Annotated in this window: 18 protein-coding genes; 5 read left to right on the forward strand and 13 right to left on the reverse strand. The window is 67.5% G+C overall.

The annotated features are described in order from the left end of the window. Nucleotides 1-106: 106 nt before the first annotated feature. The 7 genes from Q8K84_RS06650 to ccmA all read right to left on the reverse strand — a co-directional run bounded on the left by Q8K84_RS06650 (nt 107) and on the right by ccmA (nt 4,425). Nucleotides 107-805 (reverse strand): hypothetical protein, encoded by a 699-nt coding sequence (locus Q8K84_RS06650; protein WP_305281832.1) that lies wholly within the window; start codon nt 803-805, stop codon nt 107-109. A 153-nt stretch (nt 806-958) separates the two neighbouring features. Further along, nucleotides 959-1,474: a DsbE family thiol:disulfide interchange protein gene (locus tag Q8K84_RS06655; RefSeq protein ID WP_305281833.1), complete on the reverse strand. Its 516-nt coding sequence runs from the start codon at nt 1,472-1,474 to the stop codon at nt 959-961. Next, nucleotides 1,471-1,689: a heme exporter protein CcmD gene (gene ccmD / locus Q8K84_RS06660; protein WP_370867846.1), complete on the reverse strand. Its 219-nt coding sequence runs from the start codon at nt 1,687-1,689 to the stop codon at nt 1,471-1,473. The genes Q8K84_RS06655 and ccmD overlap by 4 nt, the downstream gene beginning before the upstream one ends. 2 nt (nt 1,690-1,691) lie before the next feature. Beyond that, entirely contained in the window at nt 1,692-2,420 is a 729-nt protein-coding gene (gene ccmC / locus Q8K84_RS06665) for a heme ABC transporter permease CcmC (RefSeq protein WP_305281834.1), read from the reverse strand. Between the two features lie 122 nt (nt 2,421-2,542). Beyond that, complete coding sequence (locus tag Q8K84_RS06670) at nt 2,543-3,067, reverse strand: Spy/CpxP family protein refolding chaperone (RefSeq protein ID WP_305281835.1); 525 nt, start codon at nt 3,065-3,067, stop codon at nt 2,543-2,545. 96 nt (nt 3,068-3,163) lie between these two features. Continuing rightward, the gene (gene ccmB / locus Q8K84_RS06675) at nt 3,164-3,829 is read right to left on the reverse strand and encodes a heme exporter protein CcmB (protein ID WP_305281836.1); all 666 of its coding nucleotides are present in this window, start codon (nt 3,827-3,829) and stop codon (nt 3,164-3,166) included. Beyond that, nucleotides 3,826-4,425, reverse strand: a complete 600-nt coding sequence (gene ccmA, locus Q8K84_RS06680; protein WP_305281837.1) for a heme ABC exporter ATP-binding protein CcmA — start codon at nt 4,423-4,425, stop codon at nt 3,826-3,828. Before ccmA ends, ccmB begins: the two co-directional genes overlap by 4 nt. Before the next feature lie 211 nt (nt 4,426-4,636). On the opposite strand from ccmA, the gene acnA reads away from it, so the two are divergent. From acnA to Q8K84_RS06695, 3 genes are all read left to right on the forward strand, one after another. Next, on the forward strand, nt 4,637-7,327 hold the full coding sequence (gene acnA / locus Q8K84_RS06685; protein WP_305281838.1) for an aconitate hydratase AcnA: 2,691 nt from the start codon (nt 4,637-4,639) through the stop codon (nt 7,325-7,327). Nucleotides 7,328-7,489: 162 nt separating this feature from the next. After that, nucleotides 7,490-8,218, forward strand: a complete 729-nt coding sequence (locus Q8K84_RS06690; RefSeq protein WP_305281839.1) for a thioredoxin family protein — start codon at nt 7,490-7,492, stop codon at nt 8,216-8,218. 335 nt (nt 8,219-8,553) lie between these two features. Beyond that, nucleotides 8,554-8,904: a DUF2794 domain-containing protein gene (locus tag Q8K84_RS06695; RefSeq protein WP_305281840.1), complete on the forward strand. Its 351-nt coding sequence runs from the start codon at nt 8,554-8,556 to the stop codon at nt 8,902-8,904. A gap of 27 nt (nt 8,905-8,931) precedes the next feature. Here the strand turns inward: Q8K84_RS06695 and Q8K84_RS06700 are convergent, their stop codons facing one another. Genes Q8K84_RS06700 through Q8K84_RS06710 form a run of 3 tightly spaced genes read right to left on the reverse strand, consistent with a single transcriptional unit; the run spans nt 8,932 to nt 10,282 of the window. Further along, nucleotides 8,932-9,147: a YdcH family protein gene (locus Q8K84_RS06700; RefSeq protein ID WP_305281841.1), complete on the reverse strand. Its 216-nt coding sequence runs from the start codon at nt 9,145-9,147 to the stop codon at nt 8,932-8,934. Between the two features lie 37 nt (nt 9,148-9,184). After that, nucleotides 9,185-9,655, reverse strand: coding sequence for a TIGR02444 family protein (locus Q8K84_RS06705; protein ID WP_305281842.1), 471 nt, complete (start codon nt 9,653-9,655; stop codon nt 9,185-9,187). A gap of 3 nt (nt 9,656-9,658) precedes the next feature. Then, the gene (locus Q8K84_RS06710) at nt 9,659-10,282 is read right to left on the reverse strand and encodes a UbiX family flavin prenyltransferase (RefSeq protein WP_305281843.1); all 624 of its coding nucleotides are present in this window, start codon (nt 10,280-10,282) and stop codon (nt 9,659-9,661) included. A gap of 129 nt (nt 10,283-10,411) precedes the next feature. Here Q8K84_RS06710 and Q8K84_RS06715 point away from each other — a divergent pair, with 129 nt between their 5' ends. After that, a complete protein-coding gene (locus tag Q8K84_RS06715; RefSeq protein ID WP_304756507.1) occupies nt 10,412-10,585 on the forward strand; it encodes a YdcH family protein in 174 nt (57 codons plus the stop codon). Between the two features lie 71 nt (nt 10,586-10,656). On the opposite strand, the gene Q8K84_RS06720 is transcribed toward Q8K84_RS06715, so the two are convergent. After that, on the reverse strand, nt 10,657-11,283 hold the full coding sequence (locus Q8K84_RS06720) for a DUF1013 domain-containing protein (protein WP_305281844.1): 627 nt from the start codon (nt 11,281-11,283) through the stop codon (nt 10,657-10,659). 131 nt (nt 11,284-11,414) lie between these two features. Further along, nucleotides 11,415-12,176 (reverse strand): hypothetical protein, encoded by a 762-nt coding sequence (locus Q8K84_RS06725; protein ID WP_305281845.1) that lies wholly within the window; start codon nt 12,174-12,176, stop codon nt 11,415-11,417. A 223-nt stretch (nt 12,177-12,399) separates the two neighbouring features. On the opposite strand from Q8K84_RS06725, the gene Q8K84_RS06730 reads away from it, so the two are divergent. Further along, nucleotides 12,400-12,936, forward strand: coding sequence for a hemerythrin domain-containing protein (locus tag Q8K84_RS06730; protein ID WP_305281846.1), 537 nt, complete (start codon nt 12,400-12,402; stop codon nt 12,934-12,936). A gap of 24 nt (nt 12,937-12,960) precedes the next feature. Here Q8K84_RS06730 and ribB read toward each other — a convergent pair whose 3' ends face one another. Beyond that, nucleotides 12,961-14,088, reverse strand: a complete 1,128-nt coding sequence (gene ribB / locus Q8K84_RS06735) for a 3,4-dihydroxy-2-butanone-4-phosphate synthase (protein ID WP_305281847.1) — start codon at nt 14,086-14,088, stop codon at nt 12,961-12,963. Nucleotides 14,089-14,154 lie beyond the last annotated feature (66 nt).

Consider the following 14,154-nt stretch of genomic DNA (forward strand, 5'->3'; position numbering starts at 1 on the left):
AAGTTTAAAAACCTCGCCCTGGAACTGGAATGCGACGAGGGCGGTGCCGCATCGAAGAGACGGTGAGGAAGGTGGCGAGGAAGCCGCTCAAGCCTGAGCCTAGCGATTAGCTGGGGCTGAGCTCGCACCGCTCAAGCCTCGCCCAAAGCATGTTGATATCTGCTATCTGACCAATAAAGTCGATAGAATCCCCAACCTGCAAGTGGTCGAGCCGGCGGTGCCAGTCGTCAGAGAAGACAAGCGGAAGACTTGAATTTATTGTCTCCGAAAACTTGCCGTCATGAAAAATGTAGACGGTAACCCCACCTCCTGGCCTTTCACTCATGTCTGCAAACCTACCGACCCGCCTTACCCACTTGCCGAGGTAAGGCGTAATTATCGCCTTTGCTTGAGCCGTCGTTCTGCCTCGATAGAATTCGCTTAGCCCCTCAGGCTTAAAGCCCTCCGGAAGAAAAATGCGCTCTCCTTCCGGGGATGTTTCCACCGGGGCCGGGCCGCTAATCTGGGATTCCGAAGAAGTCCTCGGGCCGGTGCCGTTGTGAACGACAGCCGCCTCACTAAAATCCATCGTCGAGGCCGATCCAACGGCGGCACGCGCTTCGGCATGTTGGTGAAATCGGTAGAGCATCAGGAATACGCCGAAAAAGAATGTCGCCGCCCCGGCCGCCTGAACCTGCCAAGCGTCAAGTCCCGCCGTCCAAACCTCATAAGCTTGGCTGACGTAGCCGTGGATTACGACGAGCCCGCCAATGGCCATCACAATGGACGAGACCAAGTGCGCGCGGAGAAAGCCCCAAAACCCCATAACCTCAGCATATCAGCGAGGCTCCGAGAGTCGAGAGTTTGCAAAGTATATAATCGCCAATCCTAGACTAGGAAAACGACCATATAGCTCGTCAACTTTTGATGGCCTCACAGCCTCGCGGTCTATTGAGCCGAGGTCTAGAGTTCAGAAGCGCTACTCCCGCTTCCCCCACAACGCCGCCGCATCCTCCGCGCTCAACGGTCCGGCGTGCTTGGCGAGGATCGTTCCATCGGCGCCGACCAGGTAGGTCTCGGGCACGCCGGTGACGCCGAACTCGACGCCGGCGCGGCCGTCGCGGTCCACGAGGTGGATCGAGAAGGGGTCGCCGAGGCGGGCGAGGAAGGCCTCGGTGTTGGGCGGGGCGTCCTTGTAGGCGACGCCGATGATCGGCACGCCCGCGGCGGCCAGATCCACCAGCACCGGATGCTCCACCTCGCAAGGCGGGCACCAGGAGGCGAAGAAGTTGACCAGGGCCGGCTGGCCGTTCAGCGCCTCCGCCAGCGCCACGGGGCGGCCGTCCTCCAGATTGGGCAGGCTGAGGGCCGGGACCGGCTTGCCGACCATGGCCTGGGGCTGGACCTGGGGGTCGCGGTTCAGGGAGAAGAGGCCAAACAGCAGGGCGAGCGCGATGAGCACCGCCAGGGGGGCGAGCGCCAGCCAGCGGTTCATGGGGCGATGTCCTTGCCAAGATCCTGGGCGGGCGGGCGGCGGGCGGCCTCGGCGCCTTCAGCCGTCTTCCGCAGGGTCTCGGTGCGGGCCCGCCAGTGACGGGCATGGGCCAGGGCGCCGGCGATCATGCCGATGAAGACGAGCGCCGTGATGGCGAAGGCTGGCCACACATAGGCGCCATAGGGGCTGGCGTCGAAATCGAGCATGGCGAACATGGTCAGGCCCTCGCCGCGCGCAGGGCGAGCGCCTCGGCCCGGCGGCGCCACACCTCGCCGCGGATGCGCACCAGCCACAGGGATCCGAAGGCCGACATATAGGCCAGGGCCATCAGCAGCAGGGGGTAGAGGAAGACGTCGGCCACGGTGGGGCCATCGGCCCGGAACACCGAGGCGCCCTGGTGCAGGCTGTTCCACCAGTCGACCGAGAACTTGACGATGGGCAGGTTGACCACGCCCACCAGGGCCAGAATCGCCCCGGCCCTTGCGGCCTTGGCCTCGTCATCCAGGGCCGCACGCAGGGCCATATAGGCGACGTAGAACAGGAACAGCACCAGCACCGAGGTCATGCGCGCGTCCCACACCCACCAGGCGCCCCACATGGGCCGGCCCCAGAGGGATCCGGTGATCAGGGCCAGCGCGGTGAAGGCCGCGCCCAGCGGGGCTGCGGCCTGGGCTGCGGCGTCGGCCAGGGCGTGGCGGAAGACCAGAGACAGGAAGCTGGCGACGCCCAGGCAGGCATAGACGAACATGCTCATCCATGCGGCCGGCACATGGATGAACATGATCCGCACCGTGTCGCCCTGCTGGTAGTCCTCGGGCGCGGCGAAGCCGAGCCAGAGGCCGGCCAGGGCCAGGCCGACGGCCAGCGCGCCGAACATCGGCGCGGCCCAGCGCGAAAACGCCATGAACCGTTCGGGATTGGACAGGAAGGCCGGGGCGGGGATCATGCCCGCGCAATTAGCCCTTTGAGCCCGCGCCCCGCAAGGCGCTGCGACGTTTCGGCTGGACCCAGGCCGCCGTCACCCTGGGCGCAGGGCCTAGGGTGACGTTGGAGAGGGCTGGCCCTGGCTTAGCGGCCGCCGGGACCGCCGTGGCTCATGCCCCCGTGGCCCATGCCGCGATGGCCGCCCATGGACTTGCCGCCCATGCCCCGGCCGGCCGGACGCAGGGCGTCGAAGGCCTTTTGCTGGGCCGGCGTCAGCTGGGCGTAGAAGCGCTTGGTGGCCTCAGCCCGGGTGGCGAAGGCCCGCTGGCGCTCCGCCATATGGGCGGCCATGGCGTCCAGGCGCTGGGGGGTGGTCATGTCGCGCATGGCGCCACGATCGCCGCGACGGTCGGGACGCTCACCGGCCTTGGGCCCGATGGCGCTGACATAGGTGTTGAGCGCGGCCTCCTGCTGGCTGGTCAGCTGCAGGGTGGTGCGCAGGCGCTCGGCCATGTGGGTGCGCATCTGTTCCGGGCTCGGGCGCTCGCGGGCTTCCATACCGGGGCGCTGACCCTGGCCGGGCGCGGGCGGCTGTTGAGCGAAGCTGGTGGTGGCGAAGGCCAGGCTGGCCAGGGCGCCGCCGATGGCGATGGTCTTGAAGGTCTTCATTTCATGGTCTCCAGTCGTGCCCCTCTGAAGACTTCCACGCAGGTCGACCGCTGTTCCGTCGCAGATTCTTTGCGGCGCTCAGAACTGGGGCGGCGCTCAGGACAGGGCGTTGCGGCAGGCCGCGGCCATGGCGATGGGGCCGAGCGCCACGGCGGCGGCGCCATAGGCGCCCAGCAGGGCGAACCCGGCCTTCCACGGCAGGCCAGCCTCAAGGCTGGCCAGGGCGCCGCCGCCAAAGATCACCGGCGGTACAAACAGCGGCAGGACGATCACGGCGGTCAGCAGCCCGCCGCGCCGGGCGCCCAGGCTGAGGGCCGCGCCGATCCCGCCCATGAAGGAAAAGGCCAGGCCCCCTAAGAGCGCGCAGGCGATCACCAGCCCGCTGAGCTGTGGCGAGGCGCCGAGCGCGATGGCCGCCACCGGGGCCGCACAGGCCAGGGGCAGACCGGTGGCCAGCCATTGGGCCAGGCATTTGACCGCGCAGATGATCTCCAGGGGAACGGGCGACAGGGTCAGGAGGTCCAGCGCCCCGTCCTCATAGTCCCGCTCGAACAGGCGATCGAGGGACAGGAGCGCGGCCAGGGCCAGGGCCACCCAGGCTGCGCCGGGCGCGATCGCCGCCAGCCGTTCGGGCTCCGAGCCCACCGCCAGGGGGAGCAGGGTGGCGACCCCGGCATAGAAACCCACGGCCACCATGGGCCCGCCGCCCTTGCCCCAGGCGAGCGCCGTCTCCCGGGCCAGCAGGACTGAAACCGCGCTCATCGGCCGATCTCCACCGTGCGGGCGGCCAGGGGCAGGGGATCGTGAACCGCCGCCAGGATCATGCCGCCAGTGGCCAGATGCTCCCCCATGATCTCTCCGAACCTCGTCCGCCATTCAGCGTCGAGCGGGCTGAGGGGCTCGTCCAGCAGCCACAGGGGCCGGGGCGCGGCCAGCAGGCGGGCCAGGGCCAGGCGCCGACGCTGGCCGGCCGAAAGCCGTCGCACCTCAAGCTCCAGCAGGGGCAGGAGCTCCAGGCGGGCGGCCGCAGCCTCGACCGCGCTGTCGGCCCCGCCGGCGAAACCGGTCCAGAAGGACAGTTCGTCGCGGGCCGTGCGCGAAGACTTCAGCCCGTCCAGATGACCGAGCAGATGCATGGCTTCGCGAGCCTCGGTGGGGTCAATGTCGCCAAAGGCGATCACCCCCTCATCGGGGGCGATCAGGCCCGCTATGGCCCTCAAAAGACTGGTCTTTCCCGCGCCGTTGCGACCCGTGAGAGCGACCGCCTCCCCCGCTCCCAACCTGAGAATAAGTCGCGAAAACAACTGACGGCCCCCCCGGGACAGGGCCAGCGACTGGATTGAAACCTCTGAGATCACGGGCGGGGCGCCAAAAACACTAGATCAGGACCCAAATTGTCCTCACGCCTCGCATGGACGAGTCCCGCGGCCGGGTCTATGACAGCCGCGGCCGTCGCCACCCGAGGGGGCGTACGCGGCGCGGGGTCGGACGCTGTGTGTCCGTCTCTTTGAGCGCGCGATCCCGGGGGCGGTAGATGAACGGCCTTGAACAGAGAGAGGATCCTTTAGGATGGCGTCGATCGACACCCTGAAGACCCGCCGCGAATTGACGGTGGGCGACAAGACTTACGTCTACTACAGCCTGGCCGCTGCGGAAGACGCTGGCCTGAACGGAATTTCCAGCCTGCCCGTTTCGATGAAGGTTCTGCTCGAGAACCTCCTGCGTAACGAGGACGGGGTTTCGGTGGGCGAGGCTGACCTGAAGGCCGTCGCCGCCTGGATCGAAAACCGCGGCGCCAAGGAGCACGAGATCAGCTTCCGCCCGGCCCGGGTGCTGATGCAGGACTTCACCGGCGTGCCCGCCGTGGTCGACCTGGCCGCCATGCGCGACGCCATGACCAAGCTCGGCGCCAATCCCGAGAAGATCAATCCGCTGAACCCGGTGGACCTGGTCATCGACCACTCGGTGATGGTCGACTATTTCGGCAACGCCAAGGCCTTCGGCGAGAATGTCGAGCGGGAATATGAGCGCAATATCGAGCGCTACCGCTTCCTGCGCTGGGGCTCGTCGGCCTTCAACAACTTCCGCGTGGTGCCCCCCGGCACCGGCATCTGCCACCAGGTGAACCTGGAATATCTGGCCCAGACCGTCTGGACCAATGATGTGGACGGCGGAACGCTGGCCTATCCCGACACCGTCGTCGGCACCGACTCCCACACCACCATGATCAACGGCCTGTCGGTTCTCGGCTGGGGCGTGGGCGGCATCGAGGCCGAGGCCGCCATGCTCGGCCAGCCGATCCCGATGCTGATCCCCGAGGTCATCGGCTTCAAGCTGACCGGCGCCATGCCCGAGGGCGCGACCGCCACCGACCTGGTGCTGACCGTCACCCAGATGCTCCGCAAGAAGGGCGTCGTCGGCAAGTTCGTCGAGTTCTTCGGCCCTGGCCTGGCCAAGATGACCCTGGAAGACCAGGCGACCATCGCCAACATGGCCCCGGAGTACGGCGCCACCTGCGGCTTCTTCCCGATCACCCGGGCGACCATCGACTACCTGGCCGCCACCGGCCGCGACGCAGACCGCGTCGCCCTGGTGGAAGCCTACGCCAAGGTGCAGGGCATGTGGCGCGAGGGCGATGAGGCCGATCCGGTGTTCACCGACACCCTCGAGCTCGACCTCTCCAGCGTCGTGCCGTCCCTGGCCGGCCCCAAGCGTCCCCAGGACCGGGTGCTGCTGACCAGCGCGGCGTCCGACTTCAAGGAAGCCCTGGCCAAGGATTTCGGTAAGGCCGACTCCATCTCCCAGCGGGTCCCGGTGGCCGGTGAGAAGTTCGACGTGGGCCACGGCGACGTGGTCATCGCCGCCATCACCTCGTGCACCAACACCTCCAACCCCAGCGTGCTGATCGCCGCGGGCCTGGTGGCCAAGAAGGCCATCGAAAAGGGCCTGAAGGTCAAGCCGTGGGTGAAGACTTCGCTGGCGCCCGGCTCGCAGGTGGTCACCGACTATCTGAAGAGCGCGGGCCTGACCAAGTCCCTGGACGCGCTCGGCTTCAACCTGGTGGGCTATGGCTGCACCACCTGCATCGGCAATTCCGGCCCACTGCCGGAGGCCATCTCCGAGGCCGTCCAGCAGGGCGACCTGGTGGCCTGCTCGGTGCTGTCGGGCAACCGCAACTTCGAAGGCCGGGTGAACCCCGACGTGCGAGCCAACTATCTGGCCTCGCCGCCCCTGGTGGTCGCCTACGCCCTGGCCGGCTCGATGCAGATCGACCTGACCACCGAGCCGCTCGGTGAAGGCAAGGACGGCCAGCCGGTCTATCTGAAGGACATCTGGCCGACCAACGAAGAGATCGCCGTCCTTCAGCGCAAGCATGTCACCGACAAGATGTTCGCCACCCGCTACGCCGACGTCTTCAAGGGCGACAAGGCCTGGCAGGGCATCAAGGTGGCCGGCGGCCAGACCTACGCCTGGGACATCAGCTCCACCTATGTTCAGAACCCGCCCTATTTCGAGGGGATGAGCATGGAGCCCGAGGCGATCACCGACATCATCGAGGCCCGTGTCCTCGGCGTGTTCGGCGACTCGATCACCACCGACCACATCAGCCCCGCCGGTTCGATCAAGCTGACCTCCCCGGCCGGCGAATACCTGCGCGAGCGCCAGGTGCCGCAGACCGACTTCAACTCCTACGGCGCCCGCCGCGGGAACCATGAGGTCATGATGCGCGGCACCTTCGCCAACATCCGGATCCGCAACAAGCTGACCCCGGAGATCGAAGGCGGGGTGACCAAGCACTTCCCCACCGGCGACGTGATGTCGATCTATGACGCGGCCATGCGCTACCAGGCCGAGGGCCGCCCGCTGGTGGTCTTCGCCGGCAAGGAATACGGCACCGGCTCCTCCCGCGACTGGGCGGCCAAGGGCACCAAGCTCCTGGGCGTGCGCGCGGTGATCGCCGAAAGCTTCGAGCGGATCCACCGCTCCAACCTGGTGGGCATGGGCGTTCTGCCCCTGCAGTTCACCCAGGAAGGCTGGCAGAAGCTCGCCCTGACCGGCGAGGAGATCGTCTCGATCCGTGGCCTGCAGGACCTGTCGCCCCGCAAGCAGCTGACCGTCGAGCTCTACCGCGCCGGCGACGGCCGCGTGGCCCGCTTCCCGGTTCGCTGCCGGATCGATACGCCTACCGAGCTTGAGTATTTCAAGAACGGCGGCGTCCTGAACTACGTGCTACGGAACCTGGCCTCGCAAGACGCCTGAGACTGATCGCACGGACGGCAAGAGGAGGGGGTCGCGGGTCGCCGCGGCCCCCTTCGCCGTTTTATGAGGGACTGCTTTTTTGAGACGTCGAACCCAATGTCGACCTCTGCTCACACCTTGTTGAAACGCGCTGGCGCGACAACTCGGCTTTATTGCCCGCCCATGATCAGAGCCCTGCTCGCTAGCCTGTGTCTCCTGGCGGTTCCCGCTGTCGCCGCCGCGGCCAAGCCCCCCGTGGTGGTGGAGTTCTATACCGCCCAGGGCTGTGCGGCCTGCGCGGAGGCGAACACCTTCGTCAACGGCCTGGCCGACCGGCCAGGGGTCGTGGCCCTGACCTTCGCCGTCGATTACTGGGACTATCTGGGCTGGGAAGACACCTTCGCCCTGCCGGAGTTCGCCGAGCGGCAGAAGGCCTATCTGGCGCCCCTGTCCCTGCGCGAGCCCTACACCCCTCAGCTGGTGATCAATGGGGCCAGCGAAGTCTCCGCCGTCGAGCCTGAAAAGGTCGAGACCCTGCTGGACGCCGCCGCCCGCAGCCAGGCGCCGGCGCCGGACATCCAGTTCATCGGCCCGCGCCGGGTGGACGTCGGCTCTGGACCTGTCCCCAGGGGCGGGGCCGAGGTCTGGCTGATCCGCTATGATCCGAAGCCGCAGGAAGTGGTGGTGCGCAGGGGGGAAAACCGCGGCCAGACCCTGGAGCAACGCAATGTTGTCCGGGAGATCGTTCGCCTGGGCCAATGGCGGGGTCGCCCCACCGCCTATGCAGCGCCCGAAGCCAAGGAAGAGGGCCTTGAGACCCTGCTGATCGTCCAGACTCCGGAAGGTGGGCGCATCCTGGCGGCCAAACCCAAGACGACGCAGCTCGCCAAGCCTCAGACCGCATCGCGCTAGATCTTCCGCACAGCGATAGATCGCGCCTGGGCCGGCCGGCTGGCTGGCGCCCAGGCGCAAAAAAGCCCGTGCGGGGGAGGGGGGCTACTCCGCACGGGCCTTCTTAGGGGAAGGGGATAGACGCCGGCTGATCGAGCTCCCGGGTCCCAGGGGGGCTGGGGGGGCTGTTCAGGGTCCGGAACCGCGAGGTGTCCCGATCAACCGACAATGCATTTATTGTCGACCAAACAGGCGGGGTCGGGACCGAAATAAGGTCTTTTCACGGCGTGAGGCTTTTCGCCCGCCGTGCGATGGCGGCTCGATTTTAGCCCGATATTGAGTCACCCTCGGCTGCAATGGCTACTGATCCGTCCGCCAATGATTCCGCCGCCAGCGGCCGCAGGGCTGGTCCGGTCTTCTTTCATCGCCAGGAATTCCAGCGGCTGCTGAACCTCTATGGCCGGATGGTCGCGGCTGGCGAGTGGCGGGACTATTCCATCGAGCCAGGGACCGAGGCCTGCGCCTTTTCGGTCTTCCGCCGCGCCGCAGAGGCGCCCCTCTACCGGATCGAGAAGCGGCCGTCCCTGGCGCGGCGCCAGGGCGCCTGGGCGGTGATCGGCCACGGGGGCATGGTCCTGCGCCGGGGCCACGAGCTGGAACAGGTGCTCAGGTTTTTCGACAAGGGGCGCTTCAAAGTCATCGACTGACGCCTCAAGGCGTCCCAGGGGATGATCTCAGGCGATGATGTCCGGGGTGATCTGATCTTCCAGGGCGGCGATCTCGTCCTTCAGGACCAGCTTTCGGCGCTTGAAACGCCCAAGAACCCCAAGGCTCGGGGTCGGCATGGCGCTGATCGCGTGGACGGCGACGTCCAGATCGGCGTGTTCCTGCCGGGCCGCAGCCAGTCGCTCGCGCAGCTGCGCCTCCGGATCGGGCCCCAGATCGTTCATGCCCCCCCCGCCATGGCGTTGTGTCTTCGCCTCATCATCATCCTGGTTTGCCAGGATCGGGTAAAGACCCGCTTAGGGCTGCGGACAATTTGGTGAGGGCTGTGACGTCCGCCGGCCTGCCCCAGGCGGCCACGGCGGCGGTGAGCGCCGCGTCAAGACCGGCGCCTCCTGGCCCGCCGCAGGCCGACAGAGCCACCAGAAGCAGCCGTTCCGACTCAAGTTCTGCCGTCTTCACCTGGACCCGCAAGGCTTCCCGCGCGCCGGCCTCGACGCCGGGCAGGTCTGTCTTCAGGCCCCGGCGGGCCGAACGCAGGGGCAGGATGGCGCTGGCCTCCCAGGCCCTGGCCAGATCAGCGGCCTCTGCGATTACCCCAGGCTCGAGGGGCCGTGCGAAGGCCGCCCACAGCAGCAGGGGCACGCATTGCCCATGGTCATCCTGCAGGGCCAGAGCCGCCTCGGCGACGCCTGGACGCCCATAGGCCGCCACAGCCCAGGACCAGAGGTCCACGATTCAGCCATCCGCCAGGGGCGGCATGGCCATGTCCTGGCCCCAGCGCTTCACCCTCGACCAGGACAGGCCGAACAGATCCAGCGCCCGGCCTACCGACTGGTCGACCATTTCCTCCAGGCTGACGGGCTTGGCGTAGAAGGCCGGCAGGGGCGGGGCGATCACTGCGCCCATCTCGGCCAGCTTCACCATGGTCCGCAGGTGGCCCAGGTGCAGGGGGGTCTCCCGCACCATCAGCACCAGGGGGCGGCGCTCCTTCAGGGCGACGTCGGCGGCCCGGGTCATCAGGGAGGAGGTCACCCCGGTGGCGATTTCGCTCATCGTCCGCACCGAACAGGGCGCGATCAGCATGCCAAGCATCGGATAGGAGCCGGAGGCGATGGCCGCGCCCACGTCGCCGGGCCGGTAGGCCACATCGGCCATGGCCTGGACCTCGGTCAGGGACAGCTCGGTCTCCTGGGCCAGGGTCAGGGCCGCGGCCCGGCTCATGATCAGATGACTCTCCACGCCCAGGTCGCGACAGGCGGCCAGGGCGCGCAAGCCATAGGCCACGCCGCTGGCCCCGGCGATCCCCACGGCCAGGCGAGACCGGGCGCCCTGAACGGCGGTTGGACCGATTTGCGACATACCGTCTCACCCTGCGCCAAAAAAGCCGGCCCTAATCCGAACTCAACCCTGCGCAATCATATTTGATCTGACACCCCCGCGAAGGGGTGATCAGATGCCGTGTCGAAAAACCTTGAAGGAGGCGTACCTATGGCCGTTGAAGCCCGCATCCGTGAGCTTGGATCTCGCCATCAAACCCTGGACAAGGCGATCCAGGATGAAGTGCGAAGCCCCGCGGGAGACGACCTTCGCCTACAGGAACTCAAGCGACGAAAGCTCAAGCTGAAGGAAGAGATGCAGACCTTGCAGCGCAAGGCCCATTGATCCTCCAGAACGGAAAAAGGCCCGCGCATTGCGCGGGCCTTTTGCATTTTCGAGGGTCGGGCGGACCGAAATCAGTCCCGCTCAACCTCTTCAGGGACCGCGCCGGTCTCTGAGGCCGGACGAAGGGAGGGGCCGTCGGGATCAACGATGCCGGCCTTGGCGTCGTCCTTGGCCTTCTTGTCGGCGGCTTTGCGCACCACGGCGTCCAGCTCCATCTGAGTCGACAGGCCGAGCGTCACCGGGTCCACAGGCTTGATATTGGCCGAGTTCCAGTGGGTGCGATTACGGATCTGGTCGATGGTCGCCTTGGTGGTGCCCAGGATGCGGGAGATTTGCGCGTCCGGCACCTCGGGGTGGTTTCGCAGGAACCAGGCGATGGCGTCGGGGCGGTCCTGCCGACGGGACACCGGGGTGTAGCGCGGCGCCTTCTTGGTCGGCTTGAGCAGCTCGGCGTGGCGGCTCTTCTGAGCCTTCATCCGATAGGCCCCGTTGGCCTGGGCGGCGTCCAGCTCTTCGCGGGACAGCTGGCCGTTGCCGATCGGGTCGGCGCCGCGAATGTCGCGCGCCACTTCGCCATCGGCGATGCCGCGCACCTCAAGGGGGTGCAGGCCGCAGAAGTCCGCGATCTGGTCAAAGGTCAGAGAGGTGTTGTCGACCAGCCAGACGGCGGTCGCCTTGGGCATCAAAATGTCGGTCATGGCCGTACTCCAGAAACGACGGCGCCCGGCCTTTCGGCCGGGCGGTTGTCAATATTCCGTATAGGCCCGTTCCACGGGAAAGCAAATGCCCGCCCGGGGCCTTTCCCGAGAGCGTGATGACCCAGACGTCCTCAGGCGCTGGCTGCGGGCGCCAGCGGGGCGGGGGCCGGGGCGCCGACGGGACGGCCGATCCAGATCTGGCCGCTCCTGGCGACGACGTCTCCGTCGGCGTCATAGAGGGCGACGCCGGCGAAGAACTTCCGGCCTTCAGACTCTCCTGCCGAGGCGACAATCACATAGGTCTCTCCGGCCTTGGGCGCCTTGAGCACCTCTCCGGACATCGTGCCCAGGAGGCCGACGGGCGATCCGGTCTTGATCCACCAGGCCATGGAGCCCGAGCAGTCGAGGGCGCCCCAGGTGATTTCGTCGGGCATGGTCCCGTCGGCCGCGGCGAAATTGGCGTGCGGAACCCACAGGCCAGCGCAGACGCCCGCTTCGGCGCCGGGAACCTGACCGACATGAACCCCCAGGCCTTCGCCGGCCTCGCGCTCGATGCAGCAGGAAAAGCAGCCCCGGTGCAGGGAGCGGGTGGCGAAGGGCGAGGCCGCCGCCGCCGCCCGGGCCACTCCAACGCCGGGCGAGGGGGGCGGGGGCGGAATCTGATCGTCGCGGGCCGGCTTGGCCACGCCCAGGACCTGACCCTCGGCGCCGAGGGCCGAGACCGCGCCATCCTCACCCGTGACCAGCTCCACCGGGGTGTCGAGGGGCACGCCGGCCCGCAGCATGGCGCTGCCCTTGCCGCCGACGGCCTTGGCCAGCAGGCCGCAGATATAGCCGCCATTGGCGGTGACGGGGGGGCCGCGGAACTGCCGCGGAACGACGATCTGGGTCATGGGGTGCACTCGGGAAATGGAACAGCTTGAAATCAACGGTCGGACGGCGGCGCCGTCGCGTGAGCGGGTTGGTCTGGCCAGCGTGAAAATCCGCGCCGGTGGGGCCTAGATTGGCGGAAAACCGGGGGCCTTGGCAATTCACAGCTGCGCCGGAGGCGGCGGCGCATCCAAATCCCCAGTGGCGGCGTTTGACGGCGAACACGCCAGACAACGGGAGACACCCATGGCCAAGATTGACGCCATCAAGCTGCTGAAGGACGACCACCGGGAGGTGGAGGACCTGTTCGAACAGTTCGAAAAGGCCACAGCCAAGGACCGCAAGGCTAAGATCGTCGCGAAGATCTGCACCGAGCTGACCGTGCACAGCCTGATAGAGGAAGAGATCTTCTACCCCACCTTCCGGGGCAAGATTGAAGACGACATCCTGGACGAGGGATATGTGGAGCACGACGGCGCCAAGGTGCTGATCGCCGAACTGATGGCCGGCTCCCCCGACGACCCCTTCTATGACGCCAAGGTTTCGGTGCTGTCCGAAGAGATCGAGCACCACGTCAAGGAGGAGGAGCGCCCGTCTGAGGGCATGTTCGCCCAGTGCCGGCGCACCGATGTCGACCTGGTGGACCTGGCCGAGCGGATGCAGGCCCGCAAGGACGAGCTGATGGCCATGATCAAGGCCAATGGCCTGCCCGCGCCGGAAACCCGGTCCTTCAAGGGCGCCAAGCTGGTCTATGGCGAACCCCCAGCCACCCCGATCGCCTAAGGCCAGGTCGCCCTGGTCAGGCCGTCAGCCCAGCGGCTGGCGGCCGACGATCTTCAGGCCATAGCCGGCTGAGCCCGGCAGCACGGTGTCGGCGTTGCTGAGCAGCACCAGGTCGCGCACGCCCAGGTCCAGGAGGATCTGAGCGCCCACCCCATAGTCCCGCAGGATATTGGCCGGGGCGGCGAGGGCGCCATCCTGACCATAGCGTTCTGAAAGCCAGGCGGGATTGGAGTCGCGGATGAAGACCGCGACGCCGGCGCCATCGTGCTCCGCCAGGGCCTTCAGCGCCCGGGGGACGTGGTCGCGCCGCGGCCCCGCGGCGCCCAGCAGGTCGGCGGCGAAATCGACCCTGTGCATGCGCACCAGGGTCGGCTTGTCCTGGGCGCCGCGGCCGCGGGTGAGCGCCACGTGCTCGGTGTGGTCGAGGATGTTGCGATAGATCACCATCCGGAAGGCGCCATAGGCGCTCTCGAAGGGGGTCTCCAGCACCCGCTCCACCTGACGCTCGGTGCGGCGGCGGTAGGCGATCAGGTCGGCGATGGTCCCGATCTTCAGCCCATGCAGGCGGGCGAAATCGATCAGGTCGGGCAGGCGGGCCATGGTCCCGTCATCGCGCATGATCTCGCAGATGACGCCGGCCGGGTTGAGGCCCGCCAGGCGGGAGATGTCGACAGCGGCCTCGGTGTGGCCGGCGCGGACCAGCACGCCGCCGGGCCGGGCCACCAGAGGAAAGACGTGGCCGGGCGAGACGATGTCGTCAGGGCCCTTGGTGGGGTCCACCGCCACGGCGATGGTGTGGGCCCGGTCATGGGCGGAGATGCCGGTGGTCACCCCTTCCCGGGCCTCCACCGAAACCGTGAACGCCGTGCCGTGACCAGACCCGTTGTCGGCGGTCATCGGCGGCAGGCGCAGGGTCCGGGCCCGCTCGGCGGTGATGGACAGGCAGATCAGCCCCCGGGCGTATCGGGCCATGAAGTTGATCTGGGCCGGCGTGGCGAACTGGGCGGGGATGATCACATCCCCCTCATTCTCCCGGTCTTCGGCGTCCACGAGGATGTAGGGTCGGCCATTGCGGGCCTCCTCGATAATCTCCTCGATAGGGCTGACCGCCCGCTCAGCGGCGGCGGCTTGGGTGTCCGGAGTCGTGGTCATATGCGCTCTCGTCGGCCGATCAGGGCCTCTGCTGGCCATTTAGGCGCCCTGGGGCCCCCCTCCAAG

It is taken from the genome of Phenylobacterium sp. (genome assembly GCF_030679875.1).
Taxonomy (GTDB): Bacteria; Pseudomonadota; Alphaproteobacteria; order Caulobacterales; family Caulobacteraceae; genus Phenylobacterium.

Excerpts from the sequence above, each read along its gene's own strand:
- Q8K84_RS06650 (WP_305281832.1), bottom strand. The coding sequence starts at position 805 with ATGGGGTTTTGGGGCTTTCTCCGCGCGCACTTGGTCTCGTCCATTGTG.
- Q8K84_RS06720 (WP_305281844.1), bottom strand. The coding sequence starts at position 11,283 with ATGACCGACATTTTGATGCCCAAGGCGACCGCCGTCTGGCTGGTCGAC.
- ccmD (WP_370867846.1), bottom strand. The coding sequence starts at position 1,689 with ATGTTCGCCATGCTCGATTTCGACGCCAGCCCCTATGGCGCCTATGTG.
- ccmB (WP_305281836.1), bottom strand. The coding sequence starts at position 3,829 with ATGAGCGCGGTTTCAGTCCTGCTGGCCCGGGAGACGGCGCTCGCCTGG.
- Q8K84_RS06715 (WP_304756507.1), top strand. The coding sequence starts at position 10,412 with ATGGCCGTTGAAGCCCGCATCCGTGAGCTTGGATCTCGCCATCAAACC.
- Q8K84_RS06710 (WP_305281843.1), bottom strand. The coding sequence starts at position 10,282 with ATGTCGCAAATCGGTCCAACCGCCGTTCAGGGCGCCCGGTCTCGCCTG.
- Q8K84_RS06725 (WP_305281845.1), bottom strand. The coding sequence starts at position 12,176 with ATGACCCAGATCGTCGTTCCGCGGCAGTTCCGCGGCCCCCCCGTCACC.
- ccmC (WP_305281834.1), bottom strand. The coding sequence starts at position 2,420 with ATGATCCCCGCCCCGGCCTTCCTGTCCAATCCCGAACGGTTCATGGCG.
- Q8K84_RS06655 (WP_305281833.1), bottom strand. The coding sequence starts at position 1,474 with ATGAACCGCTGGCTGGCGCTCGCCCCCCTGGCGGTGCTCATCGCGCTC.
- Q8K84_RS06730 (WP_305281846.1), top strand. The coding sequence starts at position 12,400 with ATGGCCAAGATTGACGCCATCAAGCTGCTGAAGGACGACCACCGGGAG.
- Q8K84_RS06690 (WP_305281839.1), top strand. The coding sequence starts at position 7,490 with ATGATCAGAGCCCTGCTCGCTAGCCTGTGTCTCCTGGCGGTTCCCGCT.
- Q8K84_RS06695 (WP_305281840.1), top strand. The coding sequence starts at position 8,554 with ATGGCTACTGATCCGTCCGCCAATGATTCCGCCGCCAGCGGCCGCAGG.
- acnA (WP_305281838.1), top strand. The coding sequence starts at position 4,637 with ATGGCGTCGATCGACACCCTGAAGACCCGCCGCGAATTGACGGTGGGC.
- ribB (WP_305281847.1), bottom strand. The coding sequence starts at position 14,088 with ATGACCACGACTCCGGACACCCAAGCCGCCGCCGCTGAGCGGGCGGTC.
- Q8K84_RS06670 (WP_305281835.1), bottom strand. The coding sequence starts at position 3,067 with ATGAAGACCTTCAAGACCATCGCCATCGGCGGCGCCCTGGCCAGCCTG.
- Q8K84_RS06700 (WP_305281841.1), bottom strand. The coding sequence starts at position 9,147 with ATGAACGATCTGGGGCCCGATCCGGAGGCGCAGCTGCGCGAGCGACTG.